Here is a 25,485-nt window from a genome sequence, read left to right as displayed (position 1 = left end):
TGATCCGCTGGCTGCCAATGAATAGACGTAGCTACTCGTCCCAGTTCCCAGGGCCGCCCATGTGCTTCCATTCCATTTCGCAACATTGCTTGCAGCCAATCCGCCGGCAGTGTCGAACCACCCACCTGCGTAGAGATCGGTTCCACTCATCGCCAGCGCATAGACTGTTCGGGCGGTTCCCGTCACTCCTGAACCGAGCACCGACCAATTGGTTCCGTCCCATTTTGCGATATTGTTAGCGACCAACCCACCTGCGTTTCCGAAGCGGCCTCCTACATAAATGGCCGTATCCTTTACCAGCAGTGCTTGGACGGCACCGTCCGTGCCAGCTCCGAGAGGCGACCATGCGACACCATCCCATTTGGCAATGTTATTAACTAAGGTGCCCCCGGCGAAGCTGAATCTCCCTCCGGCATAAAGATCCGTCCCAATCACCGCCAAGGCATAAACGAGACCATTCATTCCTGATCCCACGGAAGACCAAGTGCTGCCGTTCCACCTGGCAATATAATTGACCGTCTGCCCGCTTGCTGTGGTGAATTCCCCGCCCGCATAAAGGTCCCCACCCATCACAGCCAAAGCATTCACCTTGCTATTGATCGTTGTCCCCAGACCTAGCCAGCTGACACCATTCCACTTTGCAATGTTGTAAAGTGGTGGAGCATTCGAAGAATCTGAGTACCAGAAACTTCCTCCCGCAAAGAGGTTAGATCCATCTACAGCCAGGGTGTAAACAGCGTAGTTCAATCCTGCCCCCAACGCAGACCAGGTCCCACCGCTCCATTTTGCGATTCCAGAGGCCGACACACCGCCAGCTGTTCTAAAAACTCCCCCCACGAGAAGATCATCACCGGCTACGATCAGCGCATTGACCGTGTTGTTTGTTCCAGAACCGAGGGCCGACCAGCCACTCCCGTTCCACTTCGCAATATACTGTGTATTGGCAGCCCCTCCCGCCGTTGTGAAATTGCCTCCAACGTATAAATCCGACCCGCTTACAGCCAGAGCATTGACCGTGTTATCAGTTCCTGAACCGAGTGCCGTCCACCCATTTCCATCCCATGCGGCAACATTTGCAGCCGTGACGCCACCTGCTGCAGTAAAACTTCCTCCCGCATAGAGGTTTGAGCCGTTCACAGCCAACGCATTAACTGAACCAGTCGTAATACCCGCACCCAATGCGCTCCAAACACTGCCGTTCCATTTGGCAATGCGGTTGACAGTAATCCCTCCTGCCACGACAAAGCTCCCGCCAACATACAAATCTGCACCATTTACAGCCAGAGCTTTGACTGAATTGTCCAGCCCCGAATCCAGCGCTGTCCAAACATTGCCGTTCCATTTCGCAATATTATTAGCGGAAACTCCGCCTGCCTTAGTGAAGGCCCCCCCCGCATAAAGGTTGCCTGATCCATCGATGGCGAGGGCGTTGACGGCACTGTTTGTCCCGCTCATTCCTGTGCCGAGCGCCGACCAACTACTGCCATCCCATTTTGCAATCCGATTCGCCGCAACACCAGTTAGCGCAAATGAACCGCCGATATAAAGATTGCCGGCCCCATCTATGATGGATGCAAGCACCGGAAAGTCTGCCCCAGGCACCCCCGGATTCAAACTCACCCAGTCCGCATCGCTGAACGTCGGATCAATCCGCACCGGATACACAGCCCCGGCGTCCTCCACTCGAATCGCGAGGCTGTCCGAGGCAGGAACTTCAATCCTCGCACTCAACTGCTTCCCGGTGGCATCCGTCACATTCAGGCGGTTGTAGGCCAGCGTACGCCCCGAGCCGGTGAGGATCAGTCGCGCGCCATCAGCTGCGGCTTCGGCGCGGGCACCGCTCAGCGCCAGCCGCACCTGAAGTGCGCCCGTGCCTGTGGGCCGATCCGCAATGATAAAATCCTGCCGCACGCCGTCCACGCTCACACTGTATTCCTCGGTGAGGCCGAGGCGTGCAAAGAGGACGGATTTTTTTGCCACAGTCACACTGCCTGAAGCCGGGAGCGCCGTGCCGGCAGAACCACGCCCGACAGAGCGCGCGATGACCCGCAGCCGCCCGCCCTCCGCCTCGGTGGACTCCAGCCAGAGACCTTCGCTTGTCACAGTGCCCGCGAGCTTTTGAAATCCCGTGCGCAGTTGAGCACCCTCCCGCGTCGGGGTGATCCCCATCGCATCGCCCTGATAATCCTTCGTCGCCTTCGCGCCAATCTCCGCAAAAGGGATCGCAGTCGCCGCCGCTGCTGCTGCTGTTTCAGGAGCAGGGGTTGCCGCAGGAGCAAGGCGCCGCGCATCGTCGTCATGGGCGGACGTCAAGGTGGAGCGCCCGGGCGCAAATCCGCTCCCGCCTTGTTGTGCTGTCTCCACCCGCCCAGATCGCTCCGCCACATCACGGTTTTGAATGGAGGCATGCTTCTCCCCGAACCCCGTCCGCTGACCCGGCACGCAAACACCCGCGGCACTCAGCACGAGCACGCCAAGAAGGAGGGCGCGGCGACGGCGGTGCCACAGTGCGCGTAATGCTTCAAGGCGCGGGGCTGACATGGGCGTATCGGTTGGAGAGTGAATCTGCGAAACTTAACCGGCTGACTTTCGTACCCGGCCTCGCGGAGGCGTTGAAACTATTAAACAGCCCATGGTTAGCCGTCACGAGAAGAATTTTAGGCGAAAGCTGGCCGTGGCCGCCGCAAATGTCATATATCGCTAACTGCTTAATGGCATGGGGTGCGTGGATCTTGCTGCAAATCTCGACGCTTCACTTCGTTCCAGTCGAGAGCAGCTTGGCCACCTGGCCTGCCAGGTCCGTGCGGGCGTTCTTCGTCACCAGCCTTCCCTGCTGGTCGATGAGCCACATGGTGGGAATGCCGTGGATGCCGAACTTCACGCCAAAGTCATTCTGCCAGCCCTTGCCGTCGAAATATTGCGGCCAGGGCATGTGCATGTCTTCCGTCACGCGCTGCAGCGTCACTTTGTTGGTGTCAAAGGAGATGCCGATCACCTCGAAACCCTGGTCGTGGTATTTCTGGTACGCGGCCACCACATTCGGGATCTCGCCCATGCAGGGCTTGCACCAGGTCGCCCAGAAGTCGATCAGCACCACTTTGCCCCGCAGGCTGGCCAGGTCCACCACGCGGCCGTCCACGGCAGTAAACTTGATGTCCAGCGCCTGCGTCGCACCAGAAGCAGGTGCGGGCGCGGGTGAGGAGGAAGCGGCCGCCTGTTCCCCGGACGGGGTAGTAGACGGGGAAGTCCCGCCGCCCGTGGGAGCCGGGCCTGTGCCAGGCAGCGCAGATCGCCCGAGGGTGGCGGCGGCTTTGAGACCCGCCACAGCGTCCGCGCCCATTTTTTGCACATTCGCTGCGATGTCATTTTGCAGGCCGGACTGGCCCGCTCCAAGTCCTCCCAATTTCTGCACCTCCTGCCGCTGGATCATGCGGCCAACCAGCCACTGAAGCTGATCTTTGCTCAGGTTCGGCGAGCCAAACAGAAAGCCTTCACCTTCGTTCTGGCAGAGGGCCGGGCTGGCTCCGGCAATCATGGCGGATATCACCAGCACCCGGCTCAAAAACTGCCCCGCAAGGCGCGGGCCGCTCCGGGCCAAAGGCGCTGAAACAACCGCACGCGTTCCCTCAGGCTCCGCCACGCTTTTGACCGGCCGGGAGAAATATGGCTGCCGCTCGTAGCGGGGCCAGTCATGCCACAGGTGCGCTGAGGGAGTGGAATTCCGGGAACGTTGGATGCCAGGGAGGCGGATATAAGCATGCATGAGAAGAATCGGTGAGTGGTTCACTCCCCGCCGCCGAGGCCCTGTGGCCATCGGCGCGGAGAACACCACCATCATCTCACGCGGAGAAAAACCGGGTATGGGTAGACTTACCCACCAAATTTGCGATGCGCCCGCCTCTGCTCCTGCCCTCAAAAAACTTGCGGCGCACACCCTTACCATTCAGGCTCATCCCATGGCTGCATGGCTGGAGCACCTAAACGCCAAACACCGCATTGAAGACGAAACCTTCGTCGGCAGGCACAAGGACAATCAAATCTGCCTGACGGCGACGGGCGTCTCGCGCCGTCATGCCCTGGTATATTTTCACAGCAGCGCCTGCTTTATCTCAGATCTTGGCAGCACCAATGGCGTCCTGATCAACGGCACGCGCATCTGGCAGCCCACGCTGCTTACGGACAAGGACGAGATCAGGCTGGGCGAGGCCGTCCTGCGCTTCCGCTGGCCAGGGCAGCGCGCCCTCCCCCCGCAGGAGAGTGCGCTCAGCACCACCGCTCAGACTGCGGTTGTGGCGCCGGGCCTGGGCGCCGTCAGCCGTCTGGTATTACGGGTGGATGAAAACCTTCGCATTCGCGATGCGGATGCCGCCTGGCAGGAGCTTGTGAAGCGTTTCTTCCACGAGCCGTCGGACCCATACACGTCCATGCCATCCCGCCTGCACGCCTGGCTGCGCACCACCACTGCCGCCATGACGCAGGATAGGACCCATGCCGCTCCCTTCGTCGCCCAGCACGAGGGCAGCCGCCTGGTGCTGCGCTGCATCAGAGCCAGCGCCGGCGAGTATTTTTTGCTTTGCACCATGGAGACCGCCATCTTCTCCTCCCTCATGCTCATGGTCCTTGGGCTCTCCGAGCGCGAAGTGGATGTCATGAAATGGCTCGCCGAAGGCAAGACGAACGGGGAGATCGCCGACATTTTGTCCATCGCCGTCGGCACCGTGAACAAGCACGTGGAGAGTATACTCAAAAAACTCGGCGTCGAAAATCGTGCCCAGGCCATACGCGAGGTCATCGAACGCGTCGGGCGCGGCTGATACCGTTGTCAGCCAGGACACAAGGATTTCGGGCATCCGAAATCCCACGCCGCCACGCTATAGAGTGCCGGTGCGAATCCTGTCTCCCCCGCCATCGGTTCAGTTGCAGTCCGCCCGGATGTGTTCGGCGATGATGCGGTCCAGTTCGCGGACGCCGAAGGGTTTGTTCAGGTAGCCGGTCGCGCCGGCGGCGAGGCATCGTTCTTTGTCTGCGGCACTGGCATGGCCCGAAAGACTGACGATGGAGATCGCACGAGTTTTCGGGTCTTCCGCGGCACGGATCTGCCGGATGGCGCTCAGTCCATCCACCACCGGCATGCGCACATCCATCAAGATCAGGTCTGGCCTGACGGTGACGGCCTGCTGCACGGCTTCACTTCCGTCGCGCGCGGTGATGACGGTGAAACCGAGACTTTCCAGGTAGTTGCGGGTCACGGTGAGGAGCGCGGCCTGATCGTCTGCGATCAAAATGGTAGGCTGCGTGGAAGACGCAGCAGCAGCGGCGGCAGGATGCTCAGAGTGCACTCGTTCGTGGTTGCCAGTCTCCGGGACAGGCGCTGCGTCCGTCTCGTCGGCCAGGGGGAGGCAGACGAGCATGCTGATTTCCTGCTGCGGAGTTTCGCTCACTTCAAACGAGCCTCCGTGGAGCCGCACCAGCTTCTGCAGCAGGGCCAGGCCGATGGGTTTGACCTTGCTCAATCTTCTGACGAGTTCGGCGGGCGGGGCGGGGCCACCTGCGGCTGCTTTTGAAGTTTCCACCTGGAAAGGACTCGTGCTGCTCAAAGTTTGAAGCAGCAGAACGCCCGCATCCTGGGTGCTGCGAAGCTGCAATCTCCCACCGGTGGGCATGGAAAGCACCGCCGCCGAGAGCAGTTCGGTGATGATCTGCTGCAGCCTGGGCGCGTCTGCCATCACAGTGAGATCTTCCGGCACGACTTCGGAGGCGGTCTGAATGGAGCGCGCACGGGCGAGTTCCGCCACCGTTGCCATGCTGCTGCCGCAGATCTCGCTCACCCGGCATGGAGCAAGTGTCAATGGAACTCCGCCGGCATCGATCTTGCCGAGGTCGACCACGTCCGCGACGAGTTGCAGCATCTGGCGTGTGCTCGCCTCCACGGCCATCAGGGCGGCCTTTTGCGCAGGCTCCAAGGGGCCATAAATGCCTTCCAGCAGCGTTTCCACCTGGGCGATGATGTTGGAAAGCGGGTTCCGAAGTTCGTGCCCCATGTTGCCGAGAAAGGCCTCTTTCTCTTCTTTCGCCCCTTCCACCGGGCATGGATCCAGCTTCAGCACCCCATGCTGTGGACGTTTAGGTAAGTCTAAATCATTATTCATTATGATGCTTCCACGCTACACGTGTCAGATTTGCTGTATGTTACTGCTGATTTCAGTCATAGTCAGAAACTAAGAGCATTTATGCAGCAGGCAAACTGGCATTCCAATCTTACGCTCAAATCCGGGGTCATCCTGCTGGTGGAGGATCATGATATCTATCGTGAAGTCGTGCGGGCGGCTCTAGGCAAATATCTGCCCCACTTCCGGATGGTGGAGGCAGACAGCGTGGCGGCTGCACTCCCGGTGCTAAGTTCGCATCCAGTGGATTTTCTGCTCATAGACATGACCCTGCCAGATGGGCTGGCAACCGATCTGCTGGACCAGGGCGCTTACTTTATCACGCAGCAGGGGGTCAAGGTCATCGTTCTCAGCAGTCATTCCAGCGCCGACATGCTGCCTGTTTTGAGCCGGCCGGACGTGCAGGGTTTCGTCTCCAAAGAACAGGGTTTGAAAGCATTGGCAGAGGCGATTACGGAAGTCTGCCGCGCCAGCACGCCGGAAGTTCCTGCTTCAGGGGAGCTGGAGCCGGCACTGGAACACGCCCTGTGAATGATGGAACTTACTGATTCATGATCATTCAAACTTTGCCGACAGCCCCTGCGATCGACGACCTGGAGCTTGATGTCCAAGGTGACTGGTTTCGCAGCGTCTTTGACTGCCTGAATGATGCGGTGCTCGTGCATGACGTCGTCACCGGGAAAATCCTGGAGGTCAATCAGCGCGCATGCGACATGTATGGCTGCAGTCGGGATGAGATCCGGCGGCTTTCCATGGCGGAGCTCAGCGTGAACACTCCTCCCTACACTCAGGAGGAATCGCTGAACTGGATGCGGAAGGCGGTCGAAGAAGGACCGCAGCTCTTCGAGTGGCAGGCCCGGTCTCTTTCCGGACGGGTGTTTTGGGTGGAAATGAGCATGCGCAAGGTGGAGATCCTGGGGAAAGGGCGGCTCGTCGTGACTGTGCGTGACGTTTCCAAGCGCAAACACTCCGAAAGCGAGCTACGGCGCAGCGAGGAACGGTTCCGCACCGTGCTCGGAAATTCCAAGGATCCGGTGTACTGCCTGAACCTGCCTACGCTGACCTATGATTACATCAGCCCTGCCGTGGAGCAGGTGCTCGGGTTCAGCATCGAGGAGTGCATCTCGGGCGGAGTCGGCTTCATGATCTCCCGCATTCATCCCGAAGATTACCAGGTGATGCGTGTGCGGCTGGAGAAGCTGATGGCCCGCGATGTGAACGGAGATTTTCAGTCCGTGCTGGAGTATCGTTTCAAGCACAAAAATGGGGCCTACCGCTGGATCAGCGACAACCGCTCCATCGTGAGAGACAACGAAGGGAAGCCCGTGGCGATCATCGGCAATCTGCGTGACTTCACCGCCCGGCGGGAGCAGGAGGAGGCCCTGCAGCAGCAGGCTCACGCGACGCTGCTCTACCACCTGGAAAGCACCTCTCTGGCCCTGGTGGAGTGCGATACCAACGGCCGCATCTGCCGGTGGTCTCCGCAGGCGGAAAAAATCTTTGGCTGGAACGAAGCCACCGTCATGGGAAGGGCTCACCAAGACTGGAACTTCATCCATCCTGAGGATGTGCCGCGTGTGGAAGTCACCCTGGGCCGCCTGCTGGACCGCTCTGAATCCCGCAACACCTGCATCAACCGCAACTTCACCAAGGACGGCCGGGTCATCGTCTGCGAGTGGCACAACTCCGCGCTGCTGAATGAGGAGGGCCAGCTCCAGTCCGTCCTGTCCCTGGCGTCAGACATCACCGTGGAGAAGAAAGTGGAGGAGGCGCTGCGCGCCATGGCGGAAGGCGTGGACGCGCGCTCGGGAGAGACGTTCTTCCAGTCCCTGTGCCTGCAGGTGGCCCGCACGCTGGAGGCCAAATACGCCACCGTGGCCATGCTCCTGCCAGAACGCGACCGCATGGTGAGGACGCTGGGCTTTTGCGCGGACGGCAAGGTGCTGCCCAACAAGACCTGCTCCTTGATCGGCACGCCGTGTTACAATGTGACCAGTGGTGAGGTCTGTTATTATGACCGCGATGTGCGGCATCATTTCCCCGAGGACCAGATGCTCCAGGAGCTTGGCGCAAACAGCTACATGGGCATGCCTCTCCACGCCACCGACGGGCGTGTGATCGGGATGATCGCCGTCTTCAGCGACCACGCCCTGGACCACCGTGAACGTCTGCAGGCCATGTTCCATCTTTTTGCGGTGCGCGCCTCGGCAGAGATGGAGCGCCACCAGGCGGAGCTGGCCCTGCGCCAGAGCGAGGAACGCTATGCACTGGCTGCCACGGGCTCCACCGGCGGCGTCTGGGACTGGGACATCCGCACCGGCGGCGTCTATTACTCCGCACGGTTTCGGGAGCTCCTCGGCTACAACCATGAGGAATTCCCCAGCCTGTTTTTTGCCTGGGAGCAGCGGATGCATCCCGATGATCTTCCGCTCGTGCGCGCGGCCTTGGAAAGCCATCTGGAGCGGCACAATGAATTCTGCATTGAATACCGCATTCAGGTGAAGTCTGGCGGCTACCGCTGGTTTGAGGCCCGCGGCCAGGCCCTGTGGGACAAATACGGGGAGCCCTACCGCATGGCGGGCTCCGCGCTGGACATTCATGAACGCAAGCTGGATGAGCAGCGCCTGCTGCGTCTGAACCGGCTGCACGCCATGTCCAGCAGCATCAATGAGGCCATTGTCCGCATTCGCGAACCGCAGCAGCTCTACGAGGCGGCGGTGAGCATCGCGGTGGAGAAAGGCAGCATGAAGATGGCCTGGATCGGCTTCTATGACGAGGCCGCGGAAACCTTGCAGCCGGTCGCCTGCGCCGGTGGCTATCAGAGCTATCTCGATGGCCTCACCCTGATCACGCGCGCCGATCATCCTTCCGGCTGCGGCCCGGCGGGGCGTGCGTTCCGCAACGGCACGCATGAGCTTTCCAATGACATCGAAAAAGACGAGTCGTTTTACTTTCGGGAGCGTGCCTTGGAACGCGGCTTCCGTTCCTGCGCCGCATTTCCTCTGAAGCCGGGCGGCACTCCAGTGGGTGTGCTGCTGATCTATGCTGACGAGCGGGACTGCTTTCAGGAGGAGGAAATCCGCGTGCTCAATGCACTGGCCAACGATCTCTCCTTCGCCATGGAAACCGTGGAGAGGGAGAAGGAGCGCCAGCAGGCCATCGAGGCCCTGCGTGAAAACGAACGCATGATCTCGACGCTGATGGGCAACCTCCCCGGCGCCGCCTACCGCTCCCTCATTGATGAAAAATGGACGCTCGAGTTCATCAGCGAAGGCTGCCTTGAGCTCACCGGGTATGAAGCCGATGCGTTCGCCAGCAATGGCGAGGTCTTCTTCGGCGACCTCATCCATCCGGACGACCGGGACCATGTGCGCGAGACGGTGACCGATGCCGTGGCGGCAGGGAAGCGCTTCGAGATGAGCTACCGCATCCGCACGGCCGAAGGCGCGGTGAAGTGGATCTGGGAGCGCGGCCAGGGAATCCCGTCGGAAGATGGTGTCATCCGGCACATCGAAGGTTTCATGACCGACGTGACCGAGAAGCGCCGCATGGAGTCGCAGTCCCTGCGCAACCAGCGTCTGGAGAGCATCGGCACGCTCGCAGGCGGTGTGGCGCATGACTTGAACAATGTGCTCACCCCCATCTTGATGTCGCTCACCATCCTGCGCATGAAACTGCAGCAGCCGCGTGACGTCGAACTGCTCAACGCCATGGAGAACAGCGCCAACCGCGGCGCTGAAATGGTGAAGCAGATCCTCAGTTTTGCGCGCGGTGTGGAAGGCCGCAGCATGCGCCTGCGTCCGCAGGATGTGCTGCAGGAAATCGAGCAGCTCATCCATGAGACCTTCCCCAAATTCATCAAATGCCGCATCGCCTGCCCTGAGGAGATTTGGAATGTGGAGGGAGACCCCACCCAGCTTCACCAGGTGCTGCTCAACCTGTGCGTGAATGCGCGGGATGCCATGCCTGCCGGCGGCGAGCTGGACATCATGATCAGCAATGTGGCGGTGGACCAGCAGTTCGCGAGCATGCATCCCGATGCGAAGACCGGCCCGCATGTCGTCTTTGAAGTCCGGGACACCGGCACAGGCATTCCGCCCGAAGTTCGGGACCGCATCTTTGATCCGTTCTTCACCACCAAGGAAATGGGCAAGGGCACCGGCCTCGGTCTTGCCACCACGCTGGGCATCGTCAAATCACACCACGGCTTCATTGATCTCACCAGCCGCATGGGCAAGGGCACCGTGTTCCGCGTTTATCTCCCCGCGAAAACCGACAGCGAGACTCTCGACGTACAGCCCGTTGAGTCCACACGCTGCCTGGGCCACGGCGAACTGATTCTCGTGGTCGATGACGAGTCCGCCATTCTTACCGCCACCAGCCATACCCTGGAGGCCTTTGGCTACCGGGTGATCGCCGCCTGCGACGGCACCGATGCCATAGCCACCTTCTTGAAGAGCGCTGAAAAGCCGGCCGCCCTGATCACCGACATGATGATGCCGAACATGGACGGACCGACGCTCATCCAGGCGCTGCGGAAAATCCACCCTTCCCTGCCGATCATCGGCGCCAGCGGCCTGAGTCATCAGATGCAGGCGCAGGTCAACAGCCTGGGCGTGAAGCATTTCCTGCGCAAGCCCTACAACGCCGACGCCCTGCTGGAGGCGCTGAGTGATGTGCTGCAGCAGGCGCGTAAAGGCGGCTGACGCATCGTGCTCAGCCCTCGTTCAGCGCCTGCCTCAGCGCCCTTAGAATCGTCTCCGCCGTGTACGGTTTCGGCAGAAACTGCCGCACTCCGTTCCCGGCGGCCTTTGCCGCGCTGTTGTTGGAATTGATTCCACTCGCGGCGATGATGCAGACCTCAGGGTTCATCTTCATCAGCACTTGAATCGTGGTGCTGCCATCCATCACGGGCATCCGCATGTCGGTCAAAACGATGGCCACTTCATTTTGATGTCTGGCGTAGAGAGACACCGCCTCGGCTCCATCTGCCGCCACCAGCACGCGGTAGCCATAGGCTTCCAGCGTCTGCCGTGTGATCTCCCGCACCGCCGCCTCGTCATCCACCAGAAGCACAAGCTCCTCGTTTCCACGTGGCAGCACCGGCTCTTCCGCCACGCGCTGTGAGGGAAGATGCTCAGGCCGCGTCGGCAGGTAGATGCGGAAACAGGATCCATGCCCGGGCTCGCTGTAAACCCGGAAAAATCCGCCATGACTCTTCATGATGGCCAGCGAGGTGGAGAGCCCCAGGCCGGTCCCCTTGCCTATGGCCTTCGTCGTGAAAAACGGATCGAATATTTTGGGCAGAACCTCCGGGTCGATCCCCACACCATCATCTTCGACACTGATCATGATGTGCGGCCCTTCACGGGCTTCGATGTTCATCGCGGCGTACTGCGCGTCAATCAGCAGGTGCTCCGCGCTGATCGTCAGCGTGCCGCCGGCAGGCATGGCATCCCGCGCATTCACGCACAGGTTGAGCAGCACCTGGTGGAGCTGCGTCGAGTCTCCCGTCACCACGCCTTCTTCATGCAGGGCGTTCTTCACACGCAGCTGGATGTTCTTGGGAAATGTGTCTCCCACGATGCGGGCCAGGTCCTGCAGCAGCCGGCCGAGCAGCATGGGCGTCTTCTGCCCTTCCATGCCACGGGCAAAGGACAGCACCTGGTTCAGCATGTCCGCCCCCCGCCGCGCACTCAAGGCGATGGTGTCCAAAGTCTCTCGGCAGGCCGCGTCCTTGATGCGCAGATTGAGCAGGTCCACCGACATCATGATCGGCGTCAGCACATTGTTGAGATCATGCGCGATGCCCCCTGCCAGCGTGCCAATGCTCTCCATCCGCTGGGAGCGCAGGAACTGGTCCTCCAGCCGCTTCTGCTCGGTCACGTTGGTATTGATGGCCAGGATGCATTTGGGCCTGCCCTCCGCATCCCGCACCAGCGTCCAGCGGCCTTCCACGATCAGCTTGGCGCCAGCCTTGGTCACCTGCTGTATTTCACCCGCCCATTCACCAACCTCCAGCACCCGCCGGGTTCCTTCGTCGAACTGCGCTGCATCCTGGTACAGCAGCTCAAACACCTTGCGGCCGTGCGCTTCCTCGACGCTCCAGCCGTAGAGCTTTTCCGCGCTTTTGTTCCAGTAGGTGATGTTGTGGTCCAGGTCCCGCACCAGGATGGCATCGTTCGCCTTGTCCAGCAGCGAGGCCTGCTGGCGGAGCATCTCTTCGACCTGCCTGCGCTCCCACTGGGCGAGAACCAGGGAGATGAAATTCGCGAGTGATGTCGCAAAGCTTCGCTCTTCGGGCAGCCACGTGCGCGGCGGCCCCACGTGCTCCTGGCACAGCACCCCCGCCAGCACTCCGCCCACATGCAGCGGAGCGTCCAGCATGGCCGTGATGCCCAGCGGTTTAAGGTAGCTTTCCGTAAACTCGCAGGTGCGCGGATCCTGCTGCGCCACATCTGCCGCGATGACCTCGTTCTGCGCCATCGCCCGAAAGTAGGAAGGAAAGTCACTGGCGTGCAGCTCCAGGCCCGAGGAGTGGCGCCGCGGAGTGGACTCATACAGCACCTGGCACACGATGGAGCTGCGGCTCGTGTCATACCGCCAGATGCTCACCCGCTCCACGTCCATCGCATGGGCAATCTCTTCGGTGATCAGTCGGAACGCAGCATCCAGCTGCACCGCCTGCATCACCCCTCCTCGAATCATCCTCGCCAGGGCGATGTGCTGCCTCTCAAAACGCAGGTTGCTCTTCCACAGCCGCTCCTCCGCCTCCTTGCGCGCGGTGATGTCTCGCTGCACGGCCACAAAATGTGTCGTCCTGCCGCCAGCGTCCGTGATCGGCGTGACGTCAATGTCCATCCAGAAGGCCGAACCGTCCTTCTTGTAGTTGATCAGCTCCTCCTTCACGGGAAGCCCCCTGGCGAGTGCCGCGCGCATCCTCCCGAGCGCCTGCCTGTCAGTCTCCGGCCCCTGCAAAAAGCGCGGGCTGCGCCCGATCGTCTCCTCGCGTGTATAACCCGTGTGCCGGACAAACGCGTCGTTCACAAACACAATCCGCGGACCTGGCTCTTCCAAAGGCTCCGGCTCCGTGATCAATACGATGTCATTGAGGTGCGCCACGCATGTCTCCAGCAGCCTCAGCTGCTCCTGATTGTGGCGCGATTCCGTGATGTCCTTGCACAGCACCACCATGTTCAGCGTTCCTCCAGTTGTGTCACGGATGCCGGAAACACTGTTCTCCACCCAGGCCACCTCGCCGCTCTTGCAGAGATAGCGTTTTTCCACAATGAAGTCCGTGATCTCCCCCTCGATCAGCCGGTGGTTGAGCTCCTGCTTGCGCACCACATCCTCCGGATGCGTGACCCAGGAAAACGACCGTCCGACCATTTCCTCCTCTCCATAGCCGATGATCTGGCAGTAATGCCTGTTGATGTGGAGGATGACACCGCTCTTGTCGGTGATCGCAAAACCCACGCTGGCGTTGGCAAAGGCGTGGCGGAAACGCAGCTCGCTCGTTTTAAACGCCTCCTCCGCCAGCTTGCGCTCCGTGATGTCATGCGCGGTGCCCACCATTTTCACCGGCCGTCCCGTCTGCTCGTCCACAAAGATCTGCGCGTCCTCGTGAATGTACCTCACCTCTCCCTGCGGAAGCAGAATCCGGTGATCAATGGAATAGCGTCCTCGCGTGCGGATGGCCTCACGCACCGCCATTTGGATCATTTCACGATCATCCGGATGCACCGCCCGGAAGAAGTTCTCATTGGAAGATTCGATGCCTCCCACTTCGTGACCAAAGATGCGGTATACCTCGTCGGACCAGCGCAGGGTGTTCCGGCCGATGTCGCCCACGTCCGTTAAATCGAGCTCCCAGCTGCCGAAATGGGAAATCTTCTGCGCTGCAGCCATCGAGGCCTCGCTCCGGCGCAGATGCGCTTCCGCCTTTTTACTCTCGGTCAGGTCCCGGTCCACGATCGCCCGTCCTTGCTCTTCGAGGTTTCTCAGCGTCTGTTCGGCGCGCTTTCGCGGACTGATGTCAATGCAGGTGATCAATGCTCCCATGCTCCCCTCCACGGGTAGCGGCAGAATGGTGATCTCCATCCAGCGCCGCCCGTTGGAGGCGGCGAAATTCGATTCAATCCGAACCCCACGCGAATTTTGATCCAGCACCGCCTGAAGTGCCTGAGCCCCACGGTCCGCTTCTTCAAACACGGCCCCGCATTTCCGCCTAAAAAAATCAAAGCAATCGCCGGCGATTGGCGGGAGAGGCAGTTCCTGTTCCTTGCTTTCCGCCAGATCGTTCCAGTCTCCGCTCACACTCTGAATGACCCCGTGATGGTCCACCGTGATGACCAAGCTAGGGCGGAGCTGCTGCTCCTGCATGTTCTTCTCGTGGTCTGAAGGGTCAGACCTCATGCCTGACGAACCTCCAGGCACGTCATCTTAGGCTGGTGTGATCGTGTTCTCACCATTGCGTGCGGAGTGCATGGGATTTCATCACGCTGGAAAATGCTGTACACAATGACACACACGGTGTGCCCATAACGTCCACCCGGTGTCTGACCTTTGAACGAACCTCCATCCGTAATGGACAGAAAGGCAGTATGATGGACGGGTGAACCATGCGGTTCCATCGGCCATGGATGAGCAGGGTCAAGACTGCATGGCAGACAAATAAGTACCACAGCAGGCAATTTGAAAAAATTCCATGCTCACTATTGAAGCTGGAGCGAACTTCCCGCCCTTGGTCCAGAACCGCAGTACTTGGCTACAGCCTCGCGGGCTTCAAAAGGGCCTGTCCCACAATGTTTAGAAGCTCGACCATGCCGAAGGGTTTTGGCAGGAAGTTTTCGCCCGCCTTCAGTTCCTTCGCATTGGCCTGGCCCGTGGGTGAATAACCGCAGGTGAAGATGACTGGCAGCGTGGGGTCATCCTGGGCGATGGCTTTTTCGAGATCAAATCCGCTGACGCCTCCAGGGAGCTTGACGTCGATCAACGCTAGTTTGATGACCGGAGCTTTCTCACGCCAGATCGCCCAGGCTTCATTCGCATCCGCCGCCGTGAGCACACGGTGCCCCTGGCTCGTGAGCACGTATTCCATGACCTGACGCACCGAATCCTCATCATCGACGATCAAAATGGTCGACTCATCCTCGGCATGGTTGCTCAGGAGTTTTTTCTCCGGCGTCACCGTGGCCGGCGCGGCGCCGGTGGCCACCGGCAGGCAGATGGAAAATTCCGTGCCCACCTCAAGTACGCTGCGCACATCGATCCAGCCTCCTTGCATCCTCACCAGACCCTGCACCAGAATCAAGGCGATGTCCGAGCCGCCCTCCTGCCCGGAAGACATTTTCGACGAGTCAAACAAGCACGCCACCTCCGCGGGCGTCATTCCCTTGCCCGTGTCTGAGATGGTCATCACCACAAAATGTCCGGGTTTGGCCTCCGCATGCACCTGGGCTGCGGCCGCCTCGTCGGGGATGGAGAATTCTCTCGTCTGGATCGTCACCCTGCCTCCCGCCGGCATGGATTCACGGGCATGGATCAGCAGATTGAAGACGATCTGTTCCAAGGAGGCCTGATCTGCCATGACGCAGGCGAGGTCTGGCTTGTGGCTGACCTGTATGGAGATTTGCTCTCCCACTGCCTTCTGGAGCATCGCCGCCTGACCGTCAATGATCTGGCTCAGGTGCAAGGCGGTCGGCTGCAGGTATTCACGCCGGTTGAATGAAACAAACTGCGCCGTCACGCCGGCTGCACGTTGCGTCGCTAGCTGGAGTTCCTGGAGCGCAGCGGATTGCACAAGGCCGGACGCCCCATTCTGAGCCATCTGGGCCACCTCTAAATGCCCCTGAATCACCGTCAGATAGTTGTTAAAGAAGTGCGCCATCGCATCGGCAAAACGCCCAACCGTCTCCAATCGCTGGTTGCGGCACAGCTGTTCCTCGATCTGCCGGCGATGATCTTGCTCGATGCGCAGCCGGTTGCTGACGTCTTCAAACCGGGACGTCACTTCTAAAAGTTGGGCATTTAGGGTCAGGTTGCGGTGGGAAGCATTGCAATCCGCCCCCTGCTTCACCTGAAGTGTACGAATGAGCTGGGTGATCTCGAAGGGCACCAGCCTGAATTTGAAAACCAGAAGGTGAGGATTGGCGCCCAGGTCGATCGGAATTTGTTCAAAAGCTTCCAATTGAGAAACTCCGTGCAACACCACGTGAAGGTCGCGCTGAATCTGCCACAGGCGGTTGATCACATGTCGATAATCCTTCCCGTAAAAAAGACGACCGTCCATAATAACCATATTAAATGGTTTATGATTTTGGCAGGCGTTCTCGACCAAGGCGAGAGCTTCCTTCTCGTTTGCCGTGCATACCACCTCAGGTGCCGCCACGGTCACCTTGCTTTTGCCGCCCCCGCCTAGGCCGCCCAAGGACGCAGCAGAGCTTCCCCCGGGCGTTGCGTTTTGCAGCGCGTGGGAAATCCGCAGATCTTCCTGAAGGGATCCCTCTTCGGTCACGACGAGAATCCGGCTGCAGGTGGTAGCGCTAGACTGAATGGTATTTAGATACATGCACCAAACGTTAGTTCCAGAATGGCTCTAGAATTAATAAAACTTGGCTTATTTTAATATAAATTTGGCTCAGATGGCTAAAAGAGCCAAAAACCGACTATCCGTGATTTAGAGGAGACCTAAATATTGAATCAACATTTAGGTGCTAAGGCCCGCGTAATGTGGTTTTCCTAAATACACCGCCAATTTCGAATAAATCTTATTTAGCCGCATGCATTCAACCGATCAAGAAGTGGAACGTAATTCAGCCGCTCTGCTCTTACAGGCGCTGCGCTGCCTGATCAAAGAGGAGGATGCTCAACGTGTCGATCTGGCGAATCTGCTGCACAAGGACATGGCCGGCGGTCTCGTGGCCTGCGCCTCCCTGGGCGAGATGATCCGCCACGAGCTTGCCCATGATGCCGACGCCGCCTGCATGGGAAGGTTGCTGGGCAGTCTCGACTCCACCCTGCGCAAAACGCTGCAGCTCGTCCGCGACATGACGGAAAAGCAGTTTCCCCCTGTTTTGAAGGCCTTCGGTCTCAATGCCGCCCTGCAGCAGCTGGTGCGCAACATCGGTGAAAATTTCGCCGGTTCTCTCGTCCTCCATATCAGCGGAGACGAGCCGCCGTTTGATCTGGCCAGCAGGCTCAATCTGTTTCGGATCATGCAGGCGCTGCTGAAGCACTGCGTGCGCTTTGCAGACACCTCCTGGGTCGAAGTCTCCTGCCGGGCTTCCGCTGAGAAGCTGGAGATCACCATCGATCATGATGGCGGTGACAGCATCTGGAAAGAGACCGGCGCCGGCTCTGAAATAGCTCTGATCGAAGCCCGCTGCGCCCTGCTCGGCTCCCGCATGCAGGTCATGGGCACCGGCCCTGCGGGCAGCTCGCGAGTCTGCCTGATGGCCCAACCCTCTTGTTCCGAGGCACACGGCTGAGTCCACCACGAACGCACTGAACCTTTTTCATGCAATCTCCCCCTCCATTCAACATTCTTGTGGTCGACGATCACGCCCTGGTTCGGGAGGCTTTCACGAGCATGCTCAAAGGGGAGTTTCCTCAGGCCACGGTGGTTTCCACCGGCACATGCGCCGAAGCGATGGTGGAAGCCCGCCTGCACAACTACGACATCGCGCTGGTGGACATCGAGCTCGGAGACCGCTCCGGCATGGAGCTGACCACCGAGCTGCGCACCCTGCCTGTCCCGCCCAAGATCATCGCTGTTTCCATGCATCAGGAGGAGACCTTTGTCTCCCGCACCATGCAGCTGGGAGCACGCTCTTACGTGACCAAGGACGCGCCTCCGCATGAGTTGTTTGACGCCATCCGCAGCACTCTCGAAGGCCGCAGCTACATCTCACGGGAGCTGGCGCAAAAATTCGCGGACAGGTCCATCCGCAAAGGCTCCTCCGCGCAGGTGCATGAGAAGCTTTCCAATCGTGAGCTCGAAGTGCTCATGCAGCTCGCCCGGGGCAAGAGCCTCAAGCAGGTCGCGCTCGATCTCTCCCTCAGTCCGCGAACGGTTGCCGTGCACAAGCACAACCTTTGCCGCAAAACCGGCCTCAAAGGAACGGTCGAAATTCTCAGATACTGCCAGTCCAACGGACTCGCCTGAACAGAACAGAACCAACCAGCCATGAAAGCACGCGCCTCTCATCTCCTCCTTGTTCTCGGCTTCGCTGCTGCAGCGGTGCATGCCTCCGAAACCCTCTCCGTGGTGCCGGACACGGCTCAGGCTCTGGGCATCGTGGGCGCCAGATATGCCAACCTCACCGACGCTTCGGCGGTGCGTATTTCCCCCGCAAACATCCTGCGGACTGAGAAAGCCGAGCTCCTGCTCAACACCGCAATCTGGTACGGCGACGTCCGCTTTGACTCCAACAGCGGAGGCTCGGCGCAGATGAACCGGCCCTGGATCTTTCCTGCCAGCGCCTACTTCGTGCAGCCAATCATTCCTGGCCGCCTCTCCTTCGGCATCGGTGTCAGCACTCCCTATGGCATGGCCGCCGCCTACCCGGAGAACATGCCCGCGAACCATTAAACAGGTTTGAAATGCTTTAAGCTACCTCAAACAGGTGTGAAATGGGTCTAGAAGCCACTTCACACCCAGCGTGGAATGGGTCTGCCACTACGAGACGCCATTCCAGGCCCCGGCAACCAGCGCGGTCTCCACAACCTCGGCCACTTTGGTGGCGTCCCAGTCCGTAAACGCGGCCAGGAGCCTGGTCTGGGCTACTGCAGGCGTCTCTGCAGTGAGCAAAATCTGCGCGACGGGCGCGAGGGTGCCGCGATAGGCCTGCGTGATGCTCGCGGCGGCATCGCGGGAGATGCTATTAGCGGCCGTGTCGGGATCTTGGGCGCCCGGAAGGGTCGCGCTCAGGGCTTTGATGCCAGGCGCCAGGCCGGGAGCGCCGGCTGTGGGCGCCGTGGCGGCCGGATCTCGCTCCATCTGCAGTCCCATGCGCTTGGAGAGCTCGGGCATGCTTTTGTCAGCCAGGCGGACGCCGGCTGTCTTGAGTTTGCTGAGCGCTTCGGCCACAGATCCAATCGCTTCTTGCTCGTCTCCGCCGAAAGTGAGGTTCACGGCGCCTTTGATGCCGTTCAGCCGTTGCCAGGGCTTGATGACCTGGGTGATGATCGTCTGCGCCAGGCGCTTTTTGTCGAACGCTGCGATGTCATCGCGCACCTGGCCTTGCAGCGTGCTAGCACCGCTGCCAATCCCGGTGGGGGATGCGGTAGAGCTAAGGGTCTGCCCCAGGACGCGCACAGAGATGGCGTCATTGCACACCTGAAAGAATTTCTGGTGCGCGTCTGCGGCGGCCGTGTTTGCCTGCACGAGCTCCACTTGAGTGCCGCTGCTCACCACCAGGCCGCCAATGCGCGTGCTCAGTTTGAGCGCACGCTCCAGGATCTGCCGGCTGCGGTCATCGCTCTTCTCAAATTTTGCTACGGGGAACGGCGTGCCAAAGCGGTCCAGAAACCGCACCCACCATTCCCGGTCCATCGTCTTCAGCAAAAACCACCACAGGATGGCCCGCATGGGTCCGCCCCAGCAGTCAGGGTGCTTCAAAAGGTGCCCGCGATGGGTGATGTAGCGCGCCGCCTCCGGCGTGAACCATTTCCCCGACCGCAACCGCGTCTCAGGGTCGATCTCGGCCAGCTCCAGGCGTCCAGTTGTCCACCGCATCAGGTAATCGGGCACATCGGCCACCTCGCCAAAATCATAAATCAGACCGGGCTCTTCCGCTGGCTTGTAGGTCCGCTCCACCATCGCCAGCGGCCACATGATGCCCCACAGCAGATCTGAGCACAGGCCCATGAAATCAGGCATGCGGTCGATGGCCGCCTTCACCGCATCCGCCGCTGCCACATCGTCCCTGTTGTCGGGATTGCAGGGCGTAATACTCGGGTTGTCGCCCAGCACCGCCAAGAAGCGCGTCTCCATCACGCTCTGAATGTGCGTGTCCGCAATCAGCACGTCGCGGTAGATGGAAAACAGCTCCCACGTTTCCCCCCGCTCAGCGGCGATGATGGCTGCATGCACTCGCTCGGCAGTCAGCGTGCCCAGCATATCGGAGGGCTCATTGCGGTGGTCATTCACCGTCGCCAGGTCGCGCATGAGGAGATCCGTCTCCATCGCGTTGAGGCGCTGCAAAAGTTGTTCGTTGGTGAGGTTGGAGTCGGCCATGGCTCAATGTGGCGCTCAGCCGTAGATGCGGTGCTCCTCTGCGGCGAGTTCCTCGCGCATCCAGCTCGGGTGCGGACTCCGCCCGCCGGGCATCCCGCTGGCCTCACCCACGGGCATGTCCCAGGCCTCCACGCTGCCGCCACTTTCCAGGGCATAAACACTCAGCTTCGTGCTGTCAAAGGTGTCGCCATGGTTTCCGGCGGCGTCCAGGTCGCAAACAAAGAGGCCCTTCTCTTTCTTCTCCAGAAGGAAATCATCCTTCACGAATTTATCGGGCGGCAGCGCCAGCAGGCGGTCCGTGGCGATGTTCACCAGCAGGTTGCCCGTCTTTTCCTTCAGCCGCATCTTGGCCTTGGGATTGTCTGGGTTTTCGACGGTCTCGCCGCTTACGATGATGCCCACCGTGAAGCCGCTCTCCTCCAGCTCTGTTTTGACCAGGTCAGCGTAGTACTTCTCATTGCTGCCATCCAGGCACACCTTGACCACCTGGCCGCCTCCCGTCCGCAGCGTCTCGCACGCACGCACCACCAGGCTCTTGGAAAAATTCGGGCTGGCGCTCTTCCATCGCACGATGAGACGCGCGCGCTTTTCGGCACCCTTCCCTTGCGTGAGCGTGATGGAGCTGGGATTGCTCTTGGCGTTGGTCGTGGTCGCGATGTCGTAGCCCGCACCCCACTGGCCAGCCTCGGCCACGGTTTGCACCATCCCCACCACGCGGGCCAGCGCATCCCCTTCCTTGTCCGTCTCAATCGTTCCGAGATCATAGGCAAGGCAATCCTCCGCGCCCTTGGCCTGCGCTGCGTCTATGGCCGTGCTAGGCATCGCCACGAGCCCGCCGGGGATACGCTTCAGCCCATAGTTTCGGTCCCAGGCGTCCTTGTCCAGTGCCTTGGCGCGGTGCTGGGCGGCAGGGATGGGCTCGCGAGTCTTCAGGTCGTAGAGCTTCACCCCGGCCGCCTCAGCGTCGTAAACATCCACGCGCAGACAAAGCACGCCGGCGTCAGACTCATACCAGTGGCCGTCCGCGCATGGTGTAAATTCCATGGGGCGCTCGCGTCCATCCTCACTCTTCACGTTTGGCGGCAGCCCGATCTTGTAGCACAGGTGGCTTTCATCCGGCGGCGGCGTGGAGGCCATCAGCACGCGGAAAGTCGGATCTCGGCTGGCGATGGGTTCCATCGCCTCCCACACCTCGGAGAAATCAGGGATGAAGCCGATCTCGTCAATGAGCACATCACCGCTAAAGCCGCGCGCCGTCGCAGGGTTGGGTGCGATGATCTGCGTCCTGCTCACCATCGTGCGCGAGTGGTGGAGCCGCATCTCCAGCCGGCTGCGCTCAAACAGATCCGCGATGCCATCCAGGTCGATGTCCTTGTACTCTTTGCCGGAACTGTCCGCGAGGCCGAGCTGCATCTTGGCTTGTTCCGCTTCTGCCTTCATCGACTGCATGGCATCCGCCAGCACGGCAGCCTCTTTGTAGATGAGCTCCTTGCCCACGTTGATGCTCGCACTAGCAAAGGTGACCAGGCGGCCAGGGTGTTTCATCATCTGCCGCAGCGAGATCCCGGCAAACGTGGTCGTTTTGCCGAATTGCCGGCGCGCCTCGAAGTAGATCATACCTACCTCGCCAAAGCGCTTCATGAGCGCGATTTGTGGTGGCAGCCAGGCGAGCTTCTTCACCAGGCATCGCCGAACAGGTGCTTGCCCAGCGCCTCCAGTTTGTTGTCTGCGGCCATGTCAGAATTGGCCAGCTCTTTGGCGCGTTCATCCGCCATCCATTCGATGAACGATTTCACACGCAGGTGATTAAACTTCCGGGTTTCGAGGTCGAGCGCCTGCCCCTTCTGTCCCACCTCGATTTTCTTCACCTCCAGCTTTTGCGCCTCCAGCTCCATCGCGCGGATCTTTGCGAGGGCTCCCGTGAGCTTGTCCACGGAAACTCCACTGATGGTCTCTTTGCCGCTCGCTTCATCAAACTCCACCTCACAGCCAGCCTCCAGCGCCTCTTGCAGCTTGCCCGCCGCGATGGCCATCAGGCCCTCGCTGAGGTTGCCGCCGGATGCCTTCACCACGCGGAGGCTCAGCTCGCTCAGCTTTTCGATGCGGTGCACCTGCTCCTCTTCCTTGAGCCAGTCCGCAAAACCACCACTGCGCCAAATGGAGAGATTGGCGTCACTGACGGGCTCCCCGTTCCAATCACCCTTGATGCGCTCCTGACACACCGGCAGCGCGTTGAGCCAGGCCAGAATGGTCTGGCCGTTTTCATTGTCACGAAGGCGTGCGTTCAACTCCTCGCGCACAGCGAGCGGCAGACGGGCGATTTTTCCGGTGCGGGCCATGGGTGAGTTAGCCGAAGATGAGTTTCAGCATGGCATCCGGCTGCACAAAGCCGAGGGTGCGCAGATCTCCGCGCCCGGTTGCCGGGAAGGTGCGGGGCGTGATCCAGTCTCCTTCGCGGTCCTTCGCCAGGTCTTTGCTGTCCAGGCTGGTGTTGCCTTCGATGGTGCTGATGTTCATGCCGGCCAGGCTCTTGCTGGTCACAATGCCGGCGTGGCCCCGCTCAGTGCTGCCATGGCGGGCCAGCCAGAGGGCTCCCACACACGGATTCGGATTGATGAGCTTGCGCTCTTTGAAGCGGTTGTAGCTCAGCAACACGCCAGGACTCATCACATCCAGAAACTTCGCCGCCTCGGCTGGTGTGACCGCCAGACGTATGAGTGCACAGCGCACCATCGCCTCGGCAAAGGCGGCGCAATAGCTCCAGCCTTCCTCCCATGGAGACGGGCGCATGAGCGTTTTCAGCTCCAGCACGAGCGCTGCATCCGGCCCTGATGTCTTGGGGTTGTCCCAGTCTGCATTCGGCCTCACTTCACGCAGGCCCACAAAGCGGCCCGCTTCACGCACGATCTGATTACCGAGATCTTCGGCCTTGAGGGTCACAACGTTGCTCACCGGCCCCCCCTTTCCTTGAAGGTGATGCCATCGCCAGTGATCTGCCAGAGCTCTATGGCGGACATATCAGACTCAAAAGAGTGCTGCACGCGGTGAAAGCGCTCCAGGTCGCTGAGCGCGGTTTTGACCTCCTCCAGCGTGTAGTCGCGATTGCGCAGGAACACGGTGCGGATGGTGTCGGCCTGGTGTGCGCCCGTGCGGCGCGCGTAGAGCGCGTTCAGCACATCCAGGCGGATGTCGGCGGTGCGGATTTCAGCGTCTGTCATGGTGGCAGGACCATGGGGGATTGCTCCCCTTCATGCTCACCGGCTCGCGGGAGTTCCGCCCTGCTTGTGCCGGTTCATCATCTTCAGCGTAAAGGCCCGCATCTCCGCCTTTGTCGTGGGCCGGATGGTGTGCGTGGCCCGGATCTGCGCCATCGTCTCCGCCTTGGCCTTTTGCCGGGCCTTGTCCGCGTGATTAACGCTGATCTCCGCGCCATGCCGCGCCAGCAGCGCCGGCCACAGCACCATGGCCGCATTCACAGATTCTTTGAAGAGCGCCTGTGGCAGCGTACAGCCCCACTCCGCGCGCATGCCTTCGATGAGCGTGAGAATCCAGCCCGCGCCGTTGCAGTCTTTGAGCCCGGCGCTGAGCTGGTCGAGTTTTTCAGCGAGATCCTTCTCATTCTCCGGCGGCTTTACGCCGCCGATGACTTTCCCGCTGCGTCCCCGCTGGCCAGCATGCGCTGGTTTTCCAGCGCCACCCACTCAAAGAGCTTTTTGAAGTCGGCTGTGGTGAAGGACATGCCAAATTCTGTGACGGTCTCGTAAAAGAGCTCCACCGCCTCCGGCTCTTTGCGCTTCAGGATGTTCCACGCCAGCTCCGGGTTTTTCAAAATGAAGGCCGTGGCCGCACAGTCCGCGCTCGGATGGTTCAGGATGGTCTTGACCTTGGCGAACTCCGCCAGGCGATCCTGCATGAGGATAAACGCCGGGTGGATCGGCGGAAATCCAATGCCGGCAATCACCACACCACCCACGGCGGCATCCAGCAGCGTTGCCGCATCCTCGCTGGCCACGCCTCTGGCGCGTGCTTCCTGCTCAGCCTTTATGCCGGCCAGGAAGGCGCGTTGATTGGCTTCGAGCTGGGAGATTTCGGGCTTGGTTTCTGCGGCGGCGCTGAGTGTCGTTTCGTTCATGGGAGTGTGTGGGGAAAAGTTTGCTCTCTGCTTTGATGGCCACGAGCTCTGCCTGGGCATGCTCCACGCATATTTCCAGCGTCTTGAGACGTGTGTCGATGTAGTCCGCTTCGGATCTCATGGCTCGGCCTTGAAAGGGATCACGTTGCTGGGGGGGGGCGCGTTGTTGATCTGCGCCTTGATCTGGTCAGCAGCGGTCTGGGCGTGGATGCTCTTCAGCCTGCCGCGAATGGACGTGTAAACGAGTCCGAGGATGGTCACACCACCCATAGCCCAGGCCACGTCCACGAGGCTGAGAGCGGCCTGCGCGGTGAGAAGCAGACCGCTGACAACAACGATCCAAAATTCCGAAGTCGAGACGCCTGGCTTGAGGGTGATTTGAGGGGATTGCATGGAGTGTGCGGGTGGGTGGGGTTGCTGCTTGCTCAATGCAGCCCTGAAAGACTCCCTTCAGGGCTGGCTTGAAGAAGCTGGCGGCCTCACTTGCCAGATGTGGCCACATCAGCGCCTGCAGGCGGCGAGGTGGACAGCCTGGTCTGCGCAATCACGGCGGCGCTGGCAGCATGTTCGGAGGCCCTCGCTTGGATTTGAGGGTCATCGACGGCAGCGGCGGAGATCTGCGTCTGTGCGATGCTCGCGGCGGAGCTGACCACGGTAGCGGGCGCAACGCTTTCGGGCGCGGAGAGATTGTACGTCACCTTGGCGATGGCATTGCTGGCCACCTGCAGGCCCATCTGCGCGAGCTCCGCTTTCAGGTTCACAGGCTCGCCGGCGAGTTCTTTCGCTGCCAGGTCAAGACTGGACTTGGCGAGCTGGCTGCCGATGTCCGCTGCGTTCTGCTTCGTGAAGGCTTGGCACGAAGAGGATAATGCACAACAGGCCGCAAGGCCCATGGCGAGGATGAGAGAGAATGGCGATTTCATAGTTGCGTTTTTGGCTTGGTTTGT

General features: G+C 60.4%; 19 protein-coding genes. 6 read left to right on the top strand and 13 right to left on the bottom strand.

The genetic code is table 11. The features are described 5' to 3' along the window. Positions 1-2,752 precede the first annotated feature (2,752 nt). Positions 2,753-3,535: a TlpA family protein disulfide reductase gene (locus tag ACILSO_RS11150; RefSeq protein WP_395737480.1), complete on the bottom strand. Its 783-nt coding sequence runs from the start codon at positions 3,533-3,535 to the stop codon at positions 2,753-2,755. A gap of 226 nt (positions 3,536-3,761) precedes the next feature. Here ACILSO_RS11150 and ACILSO_RS11145 point away from each other — a divergent pair, with 226 nt between their 5' ends. Continuing rightward, on the top strand, positions 3,762-4,814 hold the full coding sequence (locus ACILSO_RS11145; protein ID WP_395737479.1) for a LuxR C-terminal-related transcriptional regulator: 1,053 nt from the start codon (positions 3,762-3,764) through the stop codon (positions 4,812-4,814). A 99-nt stretch (positions 4,815-4,913) separates the two neighbouring features. On the opposite strand, the gene ACILSO_RS11140 is transcribed toward ACILSO_RS11145, so the two are convergent. Continuing rightward, positions 4,914-6,149 carry a response regulator gene (locus ACILSO_RS11140; RefSeq protein WP_395737478.1) on the bottom strand — a complete coding sequence of 412 codons (1,236 nt, stop codon included), beginning with the start codon at positions 6,147-6,149 and terminating at the stop codon, positions 4,914-4,916. Between the two features lie 21 nt (positions 6,150-6,170). On the opposite strand from ACILSO_RS11140, the gene ACILSO_RS11135 reads away from it, so the two are divergent. After that, the gene (locus tag ACILSO_RS11135) at positions 6,171-6,698 is read left to right on the top strand and encodes a response regulator (protein ID WP_395737477.1); all 528 of its coding nucleotides are present in this window, start codon (positions 6,171-6,173) and stop codon (positions 6,696-6,698) included. A 20-nt stretch (positions 6,699-6,718) separates the two neighbouring features. After that, the gene (locus ACILSO_RS11130) at positions 6,719-10,873 is read left to right on the top strand and encodes a PAS domain-containing protein (protein ID WP_395737476.1); all 4,155 of its coding nucleotides are present in this window, start codon (positions 6,719-6,721) and stop codon (positions 10,871-10,873) included. 10 nt (positions 10,874-10,883) lie between these two features. On the opposite strand, the gene ACILSO_RS11125 is transcribed toward ACILSO_RS11130, so the two are convergent. Together ACILSO_RS11125 and ACILSO_RS11120 are read right to left on the bottom strand one after the other, a co-directional pair. Beyond that, the gene (locus ACILSO_RS11125; RefSeq protein ID WP_395737475.1) at positions 10,884-14,582 is read right to left on the bottom strand and encodes a PAS domain S-box protein; all 3,699 of its coding nucleotides are present in this window, start codon (positions 14,580-14,582) and stop codon (positions 10,884-10,886) included. A 352-nt stretch (positions 14,583-14,934) separates the two neighbouring features. Beyond that, a complete protein-coding gene (locus ACILSO_RS11120; protein WP_395737474.1) occupies positions 14,935-16,683 on the bottom strand; it encodes a response regulator in 1,749 nt (582 codons plus the stop codon). 265 nt (positions 16,684-16,948) lie between these two features. Between ACILSO_RS11120 and ACILSO_RS11115 the strand changes: the two genes are divergently transcribed. Genes ACILSO_RS11115 through ACILSO_RS11105 form a run of 3 tightly spaced genes read left to right on the top strand, consistent with a single transcriptional unit; the run spans position 16,949 to position 18,759 of the window. Further along, positions 16,949-17,656, top strand: coding sequence for a sensor histidine kinase (locus ACILSO_RS11115; RefSeq protein ID WP_395737473.1), 708 nt, complete (start codon positions 16,949-16,951; stop codon positions 17,654-17,656). A gap of 29 nt (positions 17,657-17,685) precedes the next feature. Then, a complete protein-coding gene (locus tag ACILSO_RS11110; protein ID WP_395737472.1) occupies positions 17,686-18,333 on the top strand; it encodes a response regulator in 648 nt (215 codons plus the stop codon). Positions 18,334-18,354: 21 nt separating this feature from the next. Then, on the top strand, positions 18,355-18,759 hold the full coding sequence (locus tag ACILSO_RS11105) for a hypothetical protein (protein ID WP_395737471.1): 405 nt from the start codon (positions 18,355-18,357) through the stop codon (positions 18,757-18,759). Positions 18,760-18,846: 87 nt separating this feature from the next. Here the strand turns inward: ACILSO_RS11105 and ACILSO_RS11100 are convergent, their stop codons facing one another. From ACILSO_RS11100 to ACILSO_RS11060, 9 genes are all read right to left on the bottom strand, one after another. Next, positions 18,847-20,406, bottom strand: a complete 1,560-nt coding sequence (locus ACILSO_RS11100; protein ID WP_395737470.1) for a DUF935 family protein — start codon at positions 20,404-20,406, stop codon at positions 18,847-18,849. Positions 20,407-20,421: 15 nt separating this feature from the next. Beyond that, positions 20,422-22,086 (bottom strand): hypothetical protein, encoded by a 1,665-nt coding sequence (locus ACILSO_RS11095; RefSeq protein WP_395737469.1) that lies wholly within the window; start codon positions 22,084-22,086, stop codon positions 20,422-20,424. Further along, a complete protein-coding gene (locus ACILSO_RS11090; RefSeq protein ID WP_395737468.1) occupies positions 22,083-22,745 on the bottom strand; it encodes a hypothetical protein in 663 nt (220 codons plus the stop codon). Before ACILSO_RS11090 ends, ACILSO_RS11095 begins: the two co-directional genes overlap by 4 nt. Before the next feature lie 7 nt (positions 22,746-22,752). Beyond that, complete coding sequence (locus ACILSO_RS11085) at positions 22,753-23,358, bottom strand: hypothetical protein (protein WP_395737467.1); 606 nt, start codon at positions 23,356-23,358, stop codon at positions 22,753-22,755. Continuing rightward, positions 23,355-23,624, bottom strand: a complete 270-nt coding sequence (locus ACILSO_RS11080; protein ID WP_395737466.1) for a hypothetical protein — start codon at positions 23,622-23,624, stop codon at positions 23,355-23,357. The genes ACILSO_RS11085 and ACILSO_RS11080 overlap by 4 nt, the downstream gene beginning before the upstream one ends. A gap of 36 nt (positions 23,625-23,660) precedes the next feature. After that, on the bottom strand, positions 23,661-24,107 hold the full coding sequence (locus ACILSO_RS11075; RefSeq protein ID WP_395737465.1) for a hypothetical protein: 447 nt from the start codon (positions 24,105-24,107) through the stop codon (positions 23,661-23,663). Then, positions 24,038-24,538, bottom strand: coding sequence for a hypothetical protein (locus tag ACILSO_RS11070; RefSeq protein ID WP_395737464.1), 501 nt, complete (start codon positions 24,536-24,538; stop codon positions 24,038-24,040). Before ACILSO_RS11070 ends, ACILSO_RS11075 begins: the two co-directional genes overlap by 70 nt. 117 nt (positions 24,539-24,655) lie before the next feature. Continuing rightward, positions 24,656-24,931, bottom strand: coding sequence for a hypothetical protein (locus tag ACILSO_RS11065; RefSeq protein ID WP_395737463.1), 276 nt, complete (start codon positions 24,929-24,931; stop codon positions 24,656-24,658). An 86-nt stretch (positions 24,932-25,017) separates the two neighbouring features. Then, positions 25,018-25,461, bottom strand: a complete 444-nt coding sequence (locus tag ACILSO_RS11060; RefSeq protein ID WP_395737462.1) for a hypothetical protein — start codon at positions 25,459-25,461, stop codon at positions 25,018-25,020. Positions 25,462-25,485 lie beyond the last annotated feature (24 nt).

Origin of the sequence: Prosthecobacter sp. (assembly GCF_044226605.1) — a bacterium.
Lineage (GTDB): Bacteria > Verrucomicrobiota > Verrucomicrobiia > Verrucomicrobiales > Verrucomicrobiaceae > Prosthecobacter.
Note: the sequence above shows the minus strand (reverse complement) of the source record. Positions and strands in the feature narration are given on the sequence as shown.

Coding starts and splice junctions, on each gene's coding strand:
- ACILSO_RS11150 (WP_395737480.1), bottom strand. CDS start 3,535: ATGATTGCCGGAGCCAGCCCGGCCCTCTGCCAGAACGAAGGTGAAGGC.
- ACILSO_RS11145 (WP_395737479.1), top strand. CDS start 3,762: ATGAGAAGAATCGGTGAGTGGTTCACTCCCCGCCGCCGAGGCCCTGTG.
- ACILSO_RS11140 (WP_395737478.1), bottom strand. CDS start 6,149: ATGAATAATGATTTAGACTTACCTAAACGTCCACAGCATGGGGTGCTG.
- ACILSO_RS11130 (WP_395737476.1), top strand. CDS start 6,719: ATGATCATTCAAACTTTGCCGACAGCCCCTGCGATCGACGACCTGGAG.
- ACILSO_RS11125 (WP_395737475.1), bottom strand. CDS start 14,582: ATGAGGTCTGACCCTTCAGACCACGAGAAGAACATGCAGGAGCAGCAG.
- ACILSO_RS11115 (WP_395737473.1), top strand. CDS start 16,949: ATGCATTCAACCGATCAAGAAGTGGAACGTAATTCAGCCGCTCTGCTC.
- ACILSO_RS11110 (WP_395737472.1), top strand. CDS start 17,686: ATGCAATCTCCCCCTCCATTCAACATTCTTGTGGTCGACGATCACGCC.
- ACILSO_RS11105 (WP_395737471.1), top strand. CDS start 18,355: ATGAAAGCACGCGCCTCTCATCTCCTCCTTGTTCTCGGCTTCGCTGCT.
- ACILSO_RS11100 (WP_395737470.1), bottom strand. CDS start 20,406: ATGGCCGACTCCAACCTCACCAACGAACAACTTTTGCAGCGCCTCAAC.
- ACILSO_RS11090 (WP_395737468.1), bottom strand. CDS start 22,745: ATGGCCCGCACCGGAAAAATCGCCCGTCTGCCGCTCGCTGTGCGCGAG.
- ACILSO_RS11080 (WP_395737466.1), bottom strand. CDS start 23,624: ATGACAGACGCTGAAATCCGCACCGCCGACATCCGCCTGGATGTGCTG.
- ACILSO_RS11070 (WP_395737464.1), bottom strand. CDS start 24,538: ATGAACGAAACGACACTCAGCGCCGCCGCAGAAACCAAGCCCGAAATC.
- ACILSO_RS11065 (WP_395737463.1), bottom strand. CDS start 24,931: ATGCAATCCCCTCAAATCACCCTCAAGCCAGGCGTCTCGACTTCGGAA.
- ACILSO_RS11060 (WP_395737462.1), bottom strand. CDS start 25,461: ATGAAATCGCCATTCTCTCTCATCCTCGCCATGGGCCTTGCGGCCTGT.